Here is a 15774-nt window from a genome sequence, read left to right as displayed (position 1 = left end):
AGGGACACAGGGGACGGGCGCGTGGGCGAGGGGACGGCGACGACGGCGTACTGGGACGAGCTCGCCCGGCATCTGCGCGGCCGCGGACTGCCCGACGGCCATGTCACGGCGACGGTCGCCGAACTCTCCGAAAGCGCCGTGCGGTCCGGCGGCACGGACCCGGCGGCCGCGTTCGGCCCGGCGGCGGAACTGGCCCGCAGACTGGCCCCCGGGCGGGCCGCGCCCGACGAGCACGTCGAGATCTGGCGCTGGACCGCCGACACCTACGCCGACGCGGCGCTCCTGGACCGCTTCGGCGCGGAGGGCTGGGAGCTGCGGCGGATCGACGAACTCGGCCGCTTCGTCTGCCACCGCGACCCCGAGCACCCCCGGCGCTGGGAGTACCGCAGAGAGCCGGCCACCCCCGGCGGCGCGGCGCCCGAGGGCTGGGAGCCCTGCGGCGCCTGGGTCGTCTACCACTGGTACAAACGCCCGGCGGCGGCTCCGCCACAGCCGGCGCCCGGCGCCGCGGACCTGCCGTCCCCGTCCCCGGTGCGCCGGCTGTGGCGGAGCCGCCGCCGGTAGCGCGTCCGTGCGTCAGCCCTTCAGCGCCGCCCGCATCATCGCCTTCGCGATCGGCGCCGCGAGACCGTTGCCGCTGACCTCGGAGCGCGCCGCGTTCGACTGCTCCACGACCACCGCGACCGCGACGGACTTCCCCGTCGAGTCGTCCTTCGCGTAGGACGTGAACCAGGCGTACGGCGTCTGGCTGTTGTTCTCACCGTGCTGCGCCGTACCGGTCTTGCCGCCCACGGTCGCCCCGGAGATCCGGGCGTTCGTCCCCGTGCCCTCGTTGACGACCGTCTCCATCGCCGACCGCAGCTGCTTCGCGGTGGACGCGCTGACGATCCGCTCGGTGTCGGAGTCCGGGTACGAGGTGACCGCGTCCCCGTCCGCGTTCGTCACCTCGGAGACCATGTGCGGCGACGCCTGGAGGCCGCCGTTGGAGAGCGTCGCCGACACCATCGCCATCTGCAGCGGGGTGGCCGTGACGTCGAACTGACCGATACCGGACAGGGCCGTCTGCGCGCCGTCCATGCCGGACGGGTAGACGCTCTCGGCGGCCCGCACCGGCACGTCCTGCTTGGCGTCGTCGAAGCCGAACTTGTCGGCCATCGCCTTGAGCTTCTTCTGCCCGAGATCGTGGGCGACCTTGCCGAAGACGTTGTTGCAGGAGTACTGGAGCGCGGTCCTGAGCGTCGCGTTCTCGCAGGGGGCCGACGCGCTCTCGTTCTTCAGGAACTTGCTGGTGCCGGGCAGCGGATACGGATTGGGGGAGTCGGTCTTCTCGTCGACCGACGAGTACAGGCCGTTCTCCAGCGCGGCCGCGGCGACCACCAGCTTGAACGTCGAGCCGGGCGGCAGCGCCTGCTTCAGCGCCCGGTTCAGCGTCGGCTGGTCCTTGTCGGCCGCCAGCTTCTTCCACGCCGAGGCGTCCGACGACCCCGAACCGCTGATCTTCGACGGGTCGAACGACGGCGTCGACACCATGCCGAGGATCTTCCCGGTCTCCGGGTCGATGGCGACGGCGGCGCCCTTCTTGTCGCCGAGCGCCCGGTACGCGGCCTTCTGCACACCCGCGTCGATCGTCGTGATCACGTCACCGGGCGCGGTGCTCTTCCCGGTGAGCATGTCCACGGGGTTCTTGATCTGGTTGTCGGTGCCGTCGAGCACGCCCTGGTAGAGGGACTCCAGCTGGGTGGAGCCGTACACCTGTGACGTGTAGCCCGTCACCGCCGAGTACAGCGAGCCGTCCGTGTAGTTCCGCTTGTACGCGAGATCGCTGCCGCCGCCCGTCTTCGCGGAGCCGGTCACCGCCTTTCCGCCCACGATGATGTCGCCCAGCGGATGCGCGTACTGCTGCATCAGGGTCCGCCGGTTCTTCTTGTCGTCCGCGAGGGCCTGCCCGTCGTAGAACTGCACCCACGTCACCCTGACCAGCAGGGCGAGCACGAGCAGCAGACAGAAGACGGAGGCACGTCTGATCGTCTTGTTCATCCCGCACAGAAGACGAGCGGGGCGAAGGGTTTCGTTCCTGTAGCGACGTGTTTCACACGCTTTCTCAGGAAGCTCTCACCGAACGCCCCGCTCCGGCCCGGCCGGAGCGGGGCCGTTCAGAGGCGGCGCGTGGCCAGGGTCAGCCGGTCCCGGGCGTCGAAGAGCGCGTCCTTGACCATCTGCTCGTGCGCGGGCGTCAGCCGGGCCACCGGCACCGAGCAGGAGATCGCGTCGCGGGCCGGGGTCCGGTACGGGATGGCCACGCCGAAGCAGCGCAGCCCCAGCGTGTTCTCCTCGCGGTCCACCGCGAAGCCCTGCTCGCGCACCGCGTGCAGCTCCTCGATGAGCTTCTCGCGGTCGGTGATCGTGTGCTCGGTCAGCGCGGGCAGCGTCTCGGGCAGCAGCTTGCGGACCTGCTCGTCGGTGTGGGTGGCCAGCAGCGCCTTGCCGAGCGACGTGGAGTGCGCGGGCAGCCTGCGGCCCACGCGCGTGAAGGGACGCAGATAGTGCTGCGACTGCCGGGTGGCCAGGTACACCACGTTCGTGCCGTCGAGGCGCGCCAGGTGGATGGTCTCCGTGGTGTCGTCGGAGAGGCGGTCCAGGGTCGGCCGGGCGGCGGCGACGACCTCGTCGCCGTCGATGTACGACGTGCCGACGAGCAGCGCCCGCACGCCGATCCCGTACCGCGTGCCGGTCGCGTCGGTCTCCACCCAGCCCAGCTCGACGAGGGTCCGCAGCAGCATGTACAGGCTGGACTTGGGATAGCCGACGGCCTCCTGGACCGCGGCCAGGGAGTGCATCCCGGGACGCCCCGCGAAGTACTCCAGCAATTCGACCGTCCGCACCGCCGACTTGACCTGCGCGCCACCCGCCGCGGCCCCCGTCTCGCCTGCCGACATCGCCCTTGACCCCTTCGTTCGACGAGAAATAGTCTCCGTAATGTTCATCGACAGAGACAGCGTTCAGTATATCGAACGACTCTCGGGGTCCGTCCGCCGAGCCGCGAGAAAAGCTGGAGGAAATCGTCGTGGGAGACGTGGCAGTCGAGGCAGCAGCACCAGTCTGGAGTGTGGACCCCCGAACCGGGAAGCAGCGGGAGCAGGTTGCGGTCGAAGCCACGGCCCAGGAGGTGGACCAGGCGGTCCGCGCCGCCGAAGCGGCCCGTCCCGCCCTCGCCGACCGCGCGGTGCGCGCCGCGTTCCTGCGCACCGCCGCCGAGCTGCTCGACGGGGCCGGTTCGACGGGGTCCCACCTGGTGGAGGCGGCCGACGCGGAGACCGCGCTCGGACCGGTCCGGCTCACCGGTGAACTCGCGCGCACCTGCTTCCAGCTGCGGGCCTTCGCGGACATCGTCGACGAGGGCGCCTTCCTCGGCGTCGTCATCGACCACCCCGACGACACGGCGACCCCGCCCGTCCCCGACCTGCGCCGCTACAAGATCCCGCTGGGTGTCGTCGCGGTGTACGCCGCCTCGAACTTCCCCTTCGCCTTCTCCGTGCCCGGCGGCGACACCGCGAGCGCGCTCGCGGCCGGCTGCCCGGTCGTGGTGAAGGCCCACCCCGACCACCCCGCCACCTCCGAGCTGGTCGCCTCCGTGATCCGCCGGGCCGCCGCACGGCACGGCATCCCCGAGGGCGTCCTCGGTCTCGTCCACGGCTTCGAGGCCGGGGTCGAGCTGGTGAAGCACCCGCTGGTCGCGGCGGCCGGCTTCACCGGGTCCGTGCGCGGCGGCCGGGCGCTCTTCGACGCGGCCGCGTCGCGGCCGACGCCGATCCCCTTCCACGGCGAGCTGGGCTCGCTCAACCCCGTCGTCGTCACCGAGGCCGCCGCCGCCGAGCGCGCCGAGGCGATCGGTGCCGGGCTCGCGGGCTCCATGACCCTCGGCGTCGGCCAGTTCTGCGTCAAGCCCGGCCTGGTCCTCGCCCCCGCGGGCGCGGCGGGCGACACCCTGGTCAAGGCGCTCACCGCGGCCGTCAGCGACACCGGGTCGGGCGTCCTCCTCGACCACCGCATGCGGGACAACTTCATCGCCGGGGTCACCGAGCGCGCGGGGCTGCCCGACGTGTCCGCCCCGGTCACGCCCGGCGCGGGCGGCGACCACACGGTCTCGCCCGGCTTCCTCACGGTCCCGGCCGCGCGCCTCGCCGTCGAGGGCGGCCCGCACGACCTGCTCCTGGAGGAGTGCTTCGGCCCGGTCACCGTCGTCGCCCGCTACGAGTCGGCCGACGAGATCACCGCCGTCGTCTCCCGCCTGCCCGGCAATCTCACCGCCACCGTCCAGCTGTCCGAGGCCGAGGCCGCGGGCGAGGGCCGGGGCGCCGAGCTGCTCGCCGAGCTGACGCCCGTCGCGGGCCGCGTCCTCGTCAACGGCTGGCCGACCGGTGTCGCCGTCGCCCCCGCCCAGCACCACGGCGGCCCCTACCCGGCGACCACCTCGACCTCCACCTCCGTCGGCGGCACGGCGATCGAACGCTGGCTGCGCCCGGTCGCGTACCAGACCGCGCCGGAGGCCCTGCTCCCGCCCGAGCTGCGCGACGACAATCCGCTGGGGCTGCCGCGGCGCTTCAACGGCCGCCTGGAAAACTGACCGCCATGGAACTGAACCTCCCTGAACTGCCCTTTCCTCTGACCGCCTACGGCCCCGACGGGCACTGGGCGTACGCCGACGGCGTCCTCACCGGCCGGGCCGGCGCCCGCCAGGACCGCTTCGTGCCGCCGGCCGGTGACGCGCTCGACCCCGCCTCCGACGCGCCCCGGCTGCTGGGCGCGCCGAGCGGCGACTTCCGGTTCAGCGCGCGGGTCACCGTCGGGTTCGCTTCGGACTTCGACGCCGGTGTGCTGTACGTCCACGTGGGGGACCGGGAGTGGGCGAAGCTCTGCTACGAGCGGTCGCCGGCCGACCCGACGATCTGTACGGTCGTCACGCGCGGGCGCTCCGACGACGCCAACTCCTTCGTGGTGCCGGGCAATTCGGTGTGGCTGCGGGTCAGCCGGACCGGGTCGGCGTTCGCGTTCCACGCCTCGGCCGACGGCGAGAAGTGGACCTTCGTCCGGGTCTTCGCCCTCGGCGACGACACGTCGGCGGCGCCGCTGATCGGATTCCTGGCGCAGTCGCCTACCGGCGAGGGGTGCGAGGTCTCCTACGACCACATCGAGTTCCGCCCGGGCTGGCCGAAGGACCTCCGCGACGGCTCCTGAATCCCCGGCCCCCACCGCCCCGGGCTGCGCCCCCGCCCCGCCGCCTTGGGCAGTCTGCCGCCGCCCGGCTTGCCGCCATAGGCTGCGCCCCCGCCCCGCCGCCTTGGGCAGTCTGCCGCCTGGGGCGGCAGGGTGGGCAAGGCGGCACCCCGGTGCGGGGTGAGCGCTTCAGAGGGCGGTGGGTGCAGCGCCGCTGGCGGGTGCGGCCCCGGTGGGGGCTGGTCGCGCAGTTCCCCGCGCCCCTATCGGGGCGGACACCGGCCCGCACTCGCAGTGCCCCCGGCGGGGTGGACAGCAGGCCGCGATCCAGGTCAGGAACCGGGGCGGGGCCCAGCCCGTCTTCCCGGGCATGATCCGCACCGCCGTGACCGCCGACGTTCCCGTCATCGCCGCCCTGCACCAGCGGGCCCGCGCCACCTACTACCCCGAGGGGTTCCCGGACGGCGACACCCCCGAGCTGTGGCAGGAGCGATGGACGGAGGCCGTCCTCCGGCCCCGCGCCCACGTCCTGGTCTGCGTACGCGACGGCGCACCGGTCGGCATCGCCTCCTTCCGCCGCCCCGACGAGGACCCGTACGGCACCACGGTCAAGCTCTTCCAGCTGCACACCGACCCCGCCCACTGGCGCCGCGGCATCGGCACGGAGCTGCACGCCGCCTGCGTCGAGCAGTGGCGGGCGGACGGCATGACCGAGGCCGTTCTGGACGTGCACCGCGACAACGAGCGGGCCCAGGCCTTCTACGCGGCCCACGGCTGGCACGGCGCCCGCACCGGCTCCGGCCACCACCGTGAGCTGCGCCTCGACCTGCCCCGGGAATGAGCGGAGGCCGCATCCGGTTGTACCGGTACGGCGCAGGGCACCCCCTGCCCGACAGGACGTGAACACGCGAACCAGCTGGAGCGAGAGACCCTCATGCGCGTCGAGATCTGGACCGACATCAACTGCCCCTTCTGCTACATCGGCAAGTCCCGGTTCGAGCAGGCCCTCGATGCCTTCCCGCACAAGGGCGAGGTCGAGGTCGTCCACCGCTCCTTCGAGCTGGACCCCACGGTCAAGAAGGGCGAGACCGGTCTCGTCGTCCCGCACATCGCGCAGAAGTACGGCATCAGCGAGGCCCAGGCCGCGGCGAACGAGCAGGGGCTCGGCCAGCAGGCCGCCGCTCTGGGCCTGCCCTACCTCACCGAGGGCCGCGACTACGGCAACAGCTTCGACCTGCACCGCCTGCTCCACCTGGCCCGGGACAAGGGCGTGCAGGACGCGCTGATCGACGCGCTGTACAAGGGCAACTTCGTCGACCAGGAGTCCGTCTTCGCCGACGAGGAGCACGTCGTACGGCTCGCCGTCGGGGCGGGCCTGGCCGAGGCCGACGTCCGCGGCGTGCTCGCCGACCCGGACGCCTACGCCGACGCGGTGCGCGCCGACGAGCGCGAGGCGGCCGAGCTGGGCGCCACCGGCGTGCCGTTCTTCGTCCTCGACCGCAAGTACGGCGTCTCCGGCGCCCAGCCCGCCGAGGTCTTCACCCAGGCGCTGACCCAGGCCTGGGACGCCCGCTCCCCGCTCACCGTCATCGACAGCACCACCGGTGACGCCGACACCTGCGGCCCCGACGGCTGCGCGGTCCCGCAGGCCTGACCGGCACTGATAAGGGCCGCTTAGAGGTACTGCTCAAACATCCGCAATGGACGGGTAGTTGGCGGCGGGGCACAGTGGGGACATGGAGACTTCCGGTGCGCCCCGACAGCTCGACACGGACCTGGTCCGCGCCGAGTACACCCCTGCCACCAGCTACCTGAACACGGCCAGCTCCGGCCTGCTGCCCGCCCGCGCGGTGCGGGCGATGCGCGAGGCGATCACCGCGATGGCCGAGGGCCGCCCGATCGACTCCCTCTTCGTGGACGTGGAGGAGGCGCGGGCGGCCTTCGCCCGGATCGCCGGGGTCCCCGTGTCCCGCGTGGCGACGGGTGCGTCCGTCGCCGTCTACACCGGCCTGATCGCGGCCTCGCTGCCCGAGGGCGCCGAAGTCCTCGTCGCCGAGGGCGAGTTCAGCTCCACCATCAACCCCTTCCACGTACGGCAGGACCTCAAGGTGCGCACCGTGCCGCTGGCGGCGCTCGCCGAGTCGGTGCGTCCCGGCACGGCCCTGGTCGCGGTCAGCGCAGCCCAGTCGGCCGACGGCCGGATCACGGACCTGACGGAACTGCGGGCCGTCACCCGCGCGCACGGCGCCCGCCTCTACGTCGACGCGTCCCAGGCCGCCGGCTGGTTCCCCCTCGCCGAGCACGCCGCCGCGGCGGACTACGTCTCCTCCGTCGCCTTCAAGTGGCTCACCTGCCCGCGCGGCGCCGCCTTCTTCATCGGCCCGCGCGACCCCGACGAACTGGCCCCCGTCTTCGGCGGCTGGGTCGCGGGGGAGAAGCCCTGGGACAGCTGCTACGGACCGGTCACCGAGCCGGCCCGCTCCGCCCGCCGCTTCGACGAGACCCCCGGCCTCATCGCGTACACCGGCGCCCGCCGCTCGCTGGAACTGATCGAGGAACTGGGGCCGGACACGATCCGCGCCCACGACCTGGCTCTCGCCGACCGCTTCCGTGCGGGCCTCGCCGGCCTGGGGCACGCTCCGGTACCGGCCCCGGGCTCGCCCATCGTCTCCGTCCCGGGGCTCGGCGTACGGCAGCCGGAGCTGCACGCCGCCGGTGTCGAACTCTCCGACCGGGCGGGCAACTTGAGGGCGTCCTTCCACCTGTACAACACGGCCGACGACGTCGACCGGCTGCTCGCCGCCCTGTCCCGCTGATCCCGCCCGGTCAGGAACAGTCCCCGGCTCCGGCCTCCGTGCAGAGACTGCCCTCCACCAGCGCGAGCAGCCGGACGAACTCCGTCTGCTCCGCCCCGGAGAGTCCGGCCAGGCTCTGCTCCTCCAGGGCGCACCACGCGTCGGCCACGTCCTTGCGGAGCCCGCAGCTCGTCTCCGTCGCCTCCACGCGCACCGCGCGCCGGTCGTCCGGGTCGGGGGAGCGGCGCACGTGTCCCGCCTGCTCCAGGCGCTGCAGCATCTTGGTGACCGTCGACGGGTCCAGCTCGACGGCCTTGATCAGCTCCGACTGCCGTACGGGTCCCTTGTCCCACAGGTGCATCATCACGAACTCCTGCCCGGGGTAGAGCCCGAGCCCGCGCAGCCGACGGCCGGCCGCGGCGCGGTGCAGCCGGGCCACCCGCGCCAGGGCGAGGCTCACCGGACCGCCGAGGGCGACGGCCGGGACGGGGGCGGTACAGACGGGCTCGCCGTCCTTGGGCGTGGACTCCATGGCTGCTCCTGCGGCTGATTCCGGCCTCATGCGACCGATACCGAATATTACCTTGGTCGGCCAAGTAATGAGCTACAGTGGCGTCAGCACAATTGATTGGCCGACCACATAATTCCGTGGCGGACCCGTACCGATGTTGATCGGAGCAGTCATGACCACCGCTTTCGACCCGTTCGACCTCCCCGGCACCCGGATCGCCAACCGCATCGTGATGGCCCCGATGACCCGCAGCAGGGCCGGCGCCGGCGGTACCGCCACCGAGCTGACGGTTCAGTACTACGCGCAGCGCGCCTCCGCGGGCCTGATCATCACCGAGGGCATCCAGCCCTCCGCGGTGGGCCAGGGCTATGCCTGGACCCCGGGCCTGCACAGCGCCGAGCAGATAGCGTCCTGGCGCACGGTCACGGACGCCGTGCACGCGGCGGGCGGCAAGGTCTTCGCCCAGATCATGCACGCGGGCCGGATCAGCCACCCGTCGCTGCAGCCGGAGGGCGGCCTGCCGGCGGCGCCCTCCGCGATCGCCCCCGAGGGCAAGGCCTTCACGAACGACGGCTTCCAGGACTTCGTCACGCCGCACGAGCTGACCGGCGACGAGGTCCGCGCCACGATCGCCGACTTCGCCACGGCCGCGAAGAACGCGATCGAGGCCGGGTTCGACGGCATCGAACTGCACGGTGCCAACGGCTACTTGATCCACCAGTTCCTCGCCCCGGGCGCCAACGACCGCACCGACGAGTGGGGCGGCAGCGTCGAGAACCGGATCCGCTTCGCCGTCGAGACGGTCAAGGCCGTCGCCGAGGCCATCGGCCCCGAGCGCACCGCGCTGCGCATCTCGCCGCTGAACCCGTACAACTCGATGCCGGGCACCGACACCGCCGAGACCTACCAGGCGCTCGTCGCCGAGATCGAGCCGCTGGGCCTCGCGTACCTGCACGTCCTGGAGGCCACCGCCGACGTCCGCGAGGTCACCACCGACCTGCGCAAGCGGTTCAGCGGCCCCTTCTTCCTCAACGCGTTCACCGCGACCCCGACCGACCACACCGCGCTCACCCTGATCGAGGACGGCCTCGCCGACGTCCTCACCTTCGGCGCCCTCTTCCTCGCCAACCCGGACCTGCCGGCCCGGCTGCGCACCGAGGGCCCCTACAACACCCCGGACGGATCCTCGTTCTTCGGCGGCGGCGCCGAGGGATACACGGACTACCCCGCCCTGTGACACACCGGTGGGGCGGGACCGTCGACCGGTCCCGCCCCACTCGGGTGCGTACGGAGCTCATCCGCGTACGGGGATCACCGCACGGGGGTGAAGTCCCGTGCGCCGATGAACTCCGGCCGCCGCACGGGCGCCGCGAACGGCTCCACCGCGGTGTTCTCCACGCTGTTGAACACGATGAAGACATTGCTGCGCGGATACGGGGTGATGTTGTCCCCGGAGCCGTGCATCGCGTTGCAGTCGAACCAGGTGGCCGAGCCCGCACTGCCGGTGAACAGCTTGATGCTGTGCGCGTCGGCGAACTTGGTCAGCGCCTCGTCCGAGGGGATGCCCGCGTCCTGCATCTGCAGCGACTTCTTGTAGTTGTCCTCCGGCGTCTCGCCCGCGCAGCCGAGGAACGTCTTGTGCGAGCCGGGCATGATCATGAGCCCGCCGTTGGTGTCGTAGTTCTCCGTCAGCGCGATGGAGACGGACACCGTCCGCATGTTCGCGAGGCCGTCCTCGGCGTGCCAGGTCTCGAAGTCCGAGTGCCAGTAGAAGCCACTCGCCCCGAAGCCCGGCTTGACGTTGATCCGCGACTGGTGGACGTACACGTCCGAGCCGAGGATCTGCCGGGCCCGGTCCACGACGCGCTCGTCGCGGACCAGGTTCGCGAACACCTCGCTGATCTTGTGGATCTCGAAGACCGAACGGATCTCCTGCGACTTCTTCTCGACGATGGAGCGCTCGTCGGCGCGCATCGCCGGGTCGTTGACGAGGCGGTTCAGCTCGGCCTGGTAGACGCCGATCTCGTCCGGGCCGATCAGTTCGTCGATCGCGAGGAAGCCGTCCCGCTCGAAGGACGCGAGGTCCGACTCGCGGATCGGACCACGGGTGCCGGGAGCCGACCAGACGACCGGGTCGACACGGGGCGTCGCCACCTCGGAGGTGCCACGGGTCGGATACAGGTCAGTGGTCATCCGGCTCAGCCCTCCTCGGTCAGCAGCGGGTAGACGCCGTTCTCGTCGTGGTCCTCCCGTCCGGTCACCGGGGGGTTGAACACGCACACACAGCGGAAGTCCGTCTTGGGCCGCAGCGTGTGGCGCTCGTGGCCGTTCAGGAGATACATCGTGCCCGGCTCGATCCAGTGCTTCTCGCCGGTCTCCCGGTTCTCGAGCTCGGCCTCGCCCTCGACGCACAGCACGGCCTCGATGTGGTTGGCGTACCACATGTCGGTCTCCGTGCCGGCGTAGAGGATCGTCTCGTGCAGGGAGAAGCCGACCTTCTCCTTGGCCAGGACGATGCGCTTGCTCTCCCAGGTACCGGTCGCCGACTTAATGTGCCGGTCGGTGTTCTCGATCTCCTTGAACGAACGGACAATCACGGTGAGTTGCTGCCTTTCTCGTATTACTGAATAGGTGTCAGGCCGTCTCGCGCACAGCCCTGGTGAGCGTGCGCAGGCCCTCCTCCAGCTCCTCGGGCGTGATCGTCAGCGCCGGAAGCAGCTTGACGACCTCGCTCTCGGGGCCGGACGTCTCGATGAGCAGGCCGAGCTCGAAGGCGCGCTTGGCGACCTTGCCCGCCCGCGCCTTGTCGCGGAACTCCAGGCCCCACACCAGGCCACGGCCGCGGTACTCGACGGTGTCGTCGGGGAACTCGTCGCGCAGCGCGCGCAGCGCCTGGTCGACCTGCTCGCCGCGGGCCAGCGTCTGCTTCTCCATCGCGGCGCCGTCGGTCCAGTACGTCTCCAGAGCGGCGGCGGCCGTCACGAACGCGGGGTTGTTGCCGCGGAACGTGCCGTTGTGCTCGCCCGGCTCCCAGACGTCGAGCTCCGGCTTGAACAGGCAGAGGGACATAGGGAGTCCGTACCCGCTGATGGACTTCGAAACAGTCACGATGTCCGGTGTGATGCCCGCCTCCTCGAAGGAGAAGAAGGCACCGGTGCGGCCGCAGCCCATCTGGATGTCGTCGACGATCAGCAGCATGTCCCAGCGCTTGCAGACATCGGCCAGCTTGCGCAGCCACTCGGCGCGGGCGACGTTGATGCCGCCCTCGCCCTGGACCGTCTCGACGATCACGGCGGCGGGCGTGTTCAGGCCCGAGCCGGAGTCCTCCAGGAGCCGCTCGAACCAGATGAAGTCCGGCGTCTGCCCGTCGAGGTAGTTGTCGAACGGCATCGGGGTGCCGTGCACCAGCGGGATGCCGGCGCCGGCCCGCTTGAAGGCGTTGCCGGTCACGGCGAGCGCGCCGAGCGACATGCCGTGGAAGGCGTTCGTGAACGACACGATCGACTCGCGGCCCTTGACCTTGCGGGCCAGCTTCAGCGCGGACTCGACGGCGTTGGTGCCCGTCGGGCCCGGGAACATGACCTTGTAGGGCAGGTCGCGCGGGCGCAGGATGATGTTCTGGAACGACTCCAGGAAGTTGCGCTTCGCCGCCGTCGACATGTCGAGGCCGTGCGTGACGCCGTCCCGCTCCAGGTAGTCGATGAGTGCGCGTTTCAGCACCGGGTTGTTGTGCCCGTAGTTGAGCGATCCGGCGCCCGCGAAGAAGTCCAGGTACTCGTGGCCGTCCTCGTCGTACATGCGGCTGCCCCGGGCCCGGTCGAAGACGGTGGGCCAGCCGCGGCAGTAGCTGCGCACCTCCGACTCAAGGGTCTCGAAGACGCTCAGGTCCGGCTGGGTGATGGTCACAGCAATAGCTCCTCTGGGGAAGCGAGTGAGGGGGGTTCGCGGTGGGTGGGATCGGGGTCAGGCGGGAGTGCTGCCGGGGCCGATGGGCCCGATGCGGTACAGCTCCTCGGGCAGGTGCCCGTCGTCCGGGAACAGGCCGGCGTCGAACAGGACCTCACGGGCCACACCGGCGCCGTGCCGGCGCGCGTAGGACAGGAACAGCGCCTGGGACGCCGAGTTGTCCGGGGTGATGGTGGTCTCGACCGTGCTGACCGGCCGCCCGGCGCCCAGGACCTTGGCCGTCAGTCCGTCCAGGAGTTCGCCGGCCAGACCGTGCCCGCGATGGGCCTCGTCCACGGCGACCTGCCACACCACGAGGGTGCGCGGGCGCTCCGGACGGATGTAGCCGGTGACGAACCCGGCGACCTCGCCCCGCTCGTCGCGGGCCACCACGGAGGTGGCCGCGAAATCGCGGCACCACAGGAGATAGCTGTACGAGGAGTTGAGATCGAGCACCTTCGAGTCACGTGCGATACGCCAGATCGCAGCGCCGTCGGCGACGCCTGGATGGTCGAGCTGGAATTGCGCTTGTGCGGCGGTCATGCAAATTGAATTTACCGACCTATTTCTTGGATTGCATCCGGGGAGGGGGTTACGTCAGCGGCCGATGTGTGTTATCGCGTGCGGGTGGGTGCGCGCACGAACGAGGTGCGCAATATGGCGATTTGCGCCGACCATAAGGGACAAAATGCTGCGCTTGTGGAGTGCGTCACAACGTTGTAACCGGTCCGGTACCCGCCCGAATTACGCCGCTCCGTGCTGTCGAAATCTTGGTGTTTACGCCCCGAGAAAGCGGGCAGAAGTCATACGGGAAGCTGCTCCCGTAATTACGTGAAGAATATGTTGGAGAAGAATAAAGAAAAGCGCCGCCCTCATGAAATCCCGTGAAGGCGGCGCTGCTTCTGCGTGCGGGGAATTACTGCCAGGCGGCCGCGACCGCCTTGCGCGCACCCTCCAGGTCCACGGCGAAGCCCGCCTCCGCGAGCGCCCCGCCGAGCGCGGCCAGCGAGGACTGCACGACACCGCGGGTGGCCTGCGGGCCGTAGTGGTTGACGCGGATCATCTCCTGCGCGAGCGCGCCGCCGCCCGCGACCAGCGGCAGCACCGGGTCCACGGCGAGCGCCCTCGCGACCAGCTCGCGGGCGTCGGTACCGGCGGGCGCCCGCAGCGTCGTGGCGACCGGCGCGGCGTCCCGCGCCTCGTGGACGTACGGCTCCAGGCCCCCGCCCAGGGCCAGCGTCCCGGCGCGGGTCGCGGCCGCCGCACTCGCGTGCCGCGCCATCAGCGCGTCGAGACCCTCGCTCTCGATCCGCTCGACACACGCCTCGAGCGCGAGCATCTCCAGCTGCGCGGGCGCGTGCAGCAGCGCCTTGCGGCCGCCGTCGATCCACCGCTGCTTCCAGTCGAGCAGCGACAGGTAGGAGTGGCGCGGCGCCTGCTCGTTGGCGGTCATCCGCTCCCAGGCGCGGGCGCTCACCGACACCGCCGAGACACCGGCCGGGCCGCCCATCGCCTTCTGCGCGCCGATCACGCACAGGTCCACGCCCCACGCGTCGGGCAGCACCGGCTCGGCGGCGATCGAGGCGACGGCGTCCAGGTAGAACAGCGCGCCGTGCTCCCGCACCACCTCACCGATCTCCGCGACCGGGTTGGTGTTGCCGGTCGCGGCCTCCGCGTGCACCAGGGACACGAAGTCGATCTCGGGGTGCTCGGCGAGGGCCGCCCGCACCTGCTCGGCGGTGACGGCCGTGTGGAAGGGGACCGCCAGATCGTGCACGGTGGCCCCGCAGTCGCGCAGCCAGTCGCCGAAGGTCTGCCCGTACGGGCCGGTGATCACGTTCAGGGCGACCGTCCCGGGCGCCGCCGTCCCGCGGATCGCGCCCTCCAGCGGCAGCAGCGCCTCGCCCTGCATGATCACGACATCCTGCGACGTGTCCATCAGCCGGGCCACGCGATCCTCGATGGAGGCGAAATGCTCGGCGCTCAACGGGGCCAGGTCGAGAAACGGGTGCGTCACGGTGGTGCTCTCTTCGCTCACGGGTTCGGACAGGATGCCGATGACGAGCGTACCCACCGCGCCTCTAGGCTTCTGTCCATGACCGATGGCGGGGTGCTGCATGTGAGGGGCCGGGTCCTGGCGGGGCCCGACGACGTACGCGACGAGCTGTGGGTGATCGGCGGCCGCGTCACCTACGACCGCCCGGTCGCGGCGGGGTCCGACGTGACCACGGTCGACGGCTGGGCGCTGCCCGGCCTGGTCGACGCGCACTGCCACGTCGGCCTCGACGCCCACGGGCCGGTCCCCGCCGAGACCGCCGAGAAGCAGGCCCTGACCGACCGCGACGCGGGCACGCTCCTCCTGCGCGACGCGGGCTCGCCCTCCGACACCCGCTGGATCGACGACCGCGAGGACCTGCCGCGGATCGTCCGGGCCGGCCGGCACATCGCCCGCACCCGGCGCTACATCCGCAACTACGCGCACGAGATCGAGCCCGAGGACCTCGTCGCGTACGTGGCCCAGGAGGCCCGGCGCGGTGACGGCTGGGTCAAGCTGGTCGGCGACTGGATCGACCGCGGCACCGGTGACCTGGGCGCGTGCTGGCCCCGCGACGCGGTCGAGGCGGCGATCGCCGAGGCCCACCGGCTCGGGGCCCGGGTGACGGCCCACTGCTTCGCCGAGGACTCGCTCCGCGATCTGGTGGAGGCGGGCATCGACTGCATCGAGCACGCCACCGGCCTCACCGACGAACTGATCCCGCTCTTCGCCGAGCGCGGTGTCGCCATCGTCCCGACCCTGGTCAACATCGCCACCTTCCCGGATCTCGCGGCCGGCGGCGAGGGCAAGTTCCCGCGCTGGTCCGCGCACATGCGGCGGTTGTACGAGCGCCGTTACGACACGGTGCGCTCCGCGTACGACGCCGGGATCCCGGTGTTCGTCGGCACCGATGCCGGCGGGTCGCTCGCGCACGGTCTGGTGGCCGCCGAGGTCGCCGAACTGGTCCGCGCCGGTATTCCCGCGCGGGAGGCGGTGTCGGCCACGGCGTGGGGAGCCCGTGCCTGGCTCGGCCGCCCCGGCCTGGAGGAGGGGGCCCCGGCCGACCTGGTGGTGTACGGGGCCGATCCCCGGGCGGACGTCGGGATTCTGGCCTCTCCCCGTCGGGTGGTGCTCCGCGGCCGGGTGGTGGGCTGACCGCTCCTCGCGGCTGCGGGCCGGTGGCCGCTTCTCGCGCAGTTCCCCGCGCCCCTGGACGAGCGCAGGAGCGGTGCTTCAGCCGCTGTGCGACACGCTCCCCGAGCAGCAGGCCGCCC

General features: G+C 71.6%; 16 protein-coding genes. 8 read left to right on the top strand and 8 right to left on the bottom strand.

The genetic code is table 11. The features are described 5' to 3' along the window. The first annotated feature begins 21 nt into the window (after window positions 1-21). Window positions 22-564: a hypothetical protein gene (locus ABT127_RS33470; RefSeq protein ID WP_351458396.1), complete on the top strand. Its 543-nt coding sequence runs from the start codon at window positions 22-24 to the stop codon at window positions 562-564. A 12-nt stretch (window positions 565-576) separates the two neighbouring features. On the opposite strand, the gene ABT127_RS33465 is transcribed toward ABT127_RS33470, so the two are convergent. Then, on the bottom strand, window positions 577-2037 hold the full coding sequence (locus tag ABT127_RS33465) for a peptidoglycan D,D-transpeptidase FtsI family protein (protein ID WP_351458393.1): 1461 nt from the start codon (window positions 2035-2037) through the stop codon (window positions 577-579). Window positions 2038-2153: 116 nt separating this feature from the next. After that, the gene (locus ABT127_RS33460) at window positions 2154-2936 is read right to left on the bottom strand and encodes an IclR family transcriptional regulator (RefSeq protein ID WP_111666988.1); all 783 of its coding nucleotides are present in this window, start codon (window positions 2934-2936) and stop codon (window positions 2154-2156) included. A 170-nt stretch (window positions 2937-3106) separates the two neighbouring features. Between ABT127_RS33460 and ABT127_RS33455 the strand changes: the two genes are divergently transcribed. The 5 genes from ABT127_RS33455 (at window position 3107) to ABT127_RS33435 (ending at window position 8030) form a co-directional block, all read left to right on the top strand. Beyond that, window positions 3107-4624: an aldehyde dehydrogenase (NADP(+)) gene (locus ABT127_RS33455; protein ID WP_351458390.1), complete on the top strand. Its 1518-nt coding sequence runs from the start codon at window positions 3107-3109 to the stop codon at window positions 4622-4624. 5 nt (window positions 4625-4629) lie between these two features. Beyond that, window positions 4630-5235 carry a DUF1349 domain-containing protein gene (locus tag ABT127_RS33450; protein ID WP_351458387.1) on the top strand — a complete coding sequence of 202 codons (606 nt, stop codon included), beginning with the start codon at window positions 4630-4632 and terminating at the stop codon, window positions 5233-5235. A 349-nt stretch (window positions 5236-5584) separates the two neighbouring features. Further along, complete coding sequence (locus ABT127_RS33445) at window positions 5585-6055, top strand: GNAT family N-acetyltransferase (protein WP_351458384.1); 471 nt, start codon at window positions 5585-5587, stop codon at window positions 6053-6055. Window positions 6056-6148: 93 nt separating this feature from the next. Then, on the top strand, window positions 6149-6868 hold the full coding sequence (locus ABT127_RS33440; protein WP_351458382.1) for a DsbA family oxidoreductase: 720 nt from the start codon (window positions 6149-6151) through the stop codon (window positions 6866-6868). Window positions 6869-6950: 82 nt separating this feature from the next. Further along, the gene (locus tag ABT127_RS33435) at window positions 6951-8030 is read left to right on the top strand and encodes an aminotransferase class V-fold PLP-dependent enzyme (protein WP_351458379.1); all 1080 of its coding nucleotides are present in this window, start codon (window positions 6951-6953) and stop codon (window positions 8028-8030) included. Between the two features lie 10 nt (window positions 8031-8040). Here ABT127_RS33435 and ABT127_RS33430 read toward each other — a convergent pair whose 3' ends face one another. After that, entirely contained in the window at window positions 8041-8541 is a 501-nt protein-coding gene (locus ABT127_RS33430; RefSeq protein WP_351458376.1) for a MarR family winged helix-turn-helix transcriptional regulator, read from the bottom strand. Between the two features lie 151 nt (window positions 8542-8692). On the opposite strand from ABT127_RS33430, the gene ABT127_RS33425 reads away from it, so the two are divergent. Next, window positions 8693-9757 (top strand): alkene reductase, encoded by a 1065-nt coding sequence (locus ABT127_RS33425; protein ID WP_351458374.1) that lies wholly within the window; start codon window positions 8693-8695, stop codon window positions 9755-9757. A gap of 74 nt (window positions 9758-9831) precedes the next feature. On the opposite strand, the gene thpD is transcribed toward ABT127_RS33425, so the two are convergent. The 5 genes from thpD to ABT127_RS33400 all read right to left on the bottom strand — a co-directional run bounded on the left by thpD (window position 9832) and on the right by ABT127_RS33400 (window position 14482). After that, window positions 9832-10713 carry an ectoine hydroxylase gene (thpD, locus tag ABT127_RS33420; RefSeq protein WP_351458371.1) on the bottom strand — a complete coding sequence of 294 codons (882 nt, stop codon included), beginning with the start codon at window positions 10711-10713 and terminating at the stop codon, window positions 9832-9834. 5 nt (window positions 10714-10718) lie between these two features. Continuing rightward, complete coding sequence (locus ABT127_RS33415) at window positions 10719-11117, bottom strand: ectoine synthase (protein WP_018533388.1); 399 nt, start codon at window positions 11115-11117, stop codon at window positions 10719-10721. Between the two features lie 37 nt (window positions 11118-11154). Further along, the gene (gene ectB, locus ABT127_RS33410) at window positions 11155-12426 is read right to left on the bottom strand and encodes a diaminobutyrate--2-oxoglutarate transaminase (protein ID WP_351458368.1); all 1272 of its coding nucleotides are present in this window, start codon (window positions 12424-12426) and stop codon (window positions 11155-11157) included. Window positions 12427-12483: 57 nt separating this feature from the next. Continuing rightward, window positions 12484-13008: a diaminobutyrate acetyltransferase gene (gene ectA, locus ABT127_RS33405; RefSeq protein ID WP_351458365.1), complete on the bottom strand. Its 525-nt coding sequence runs from the start codon at window positions 13006-13008 to the stop codon at window positions 12484-12486. A 373-nt stretch (window positions 13009-13381) separates the two neighbouring features. Next, window positions 13382-14482 (bottom strand): pyridoxal-phosphate-dependent aminotransferase family protein, encoded by a 1101-nt coding sequence (locus ABT127_RS33400; RefSeq protein ID WP_351458589.1) that lies wholly within the window; start codon window positions 14480-14482, stop codon window positions 13382-13384. Window positions 14483-14560: 78 nt separating this feature from the next. On the opposite strand from ABT127_RS33400, the gene ABT127_RS33395 reads away from it, so the two are divergent. After that, window positions 14561-15655, top strand: a complete 1095-nt coding sequence (locus ABT127_RS33395; RefSeq protein ID WP_351458363.1) for an amidohydrolase family protein — start codon at window positions 14561-14563, stop codon at window positions 15653-15655. The last annotated feature ends 119 nt before the right edge of the window (window positions 15656-15774 follow it).

It is taken from the genome of Streptomyces sp. NPDC001904, from assembly GCF_040297005.1.
Classification (GTDB): Bacteria; Actinomycetota; Actinomycetes; order Streptomycetales; family Streptomycetaceae; genus Streptomyces.
This window is presented reverse-complemented; position numbering and strand designations above follow the sequence as displayed.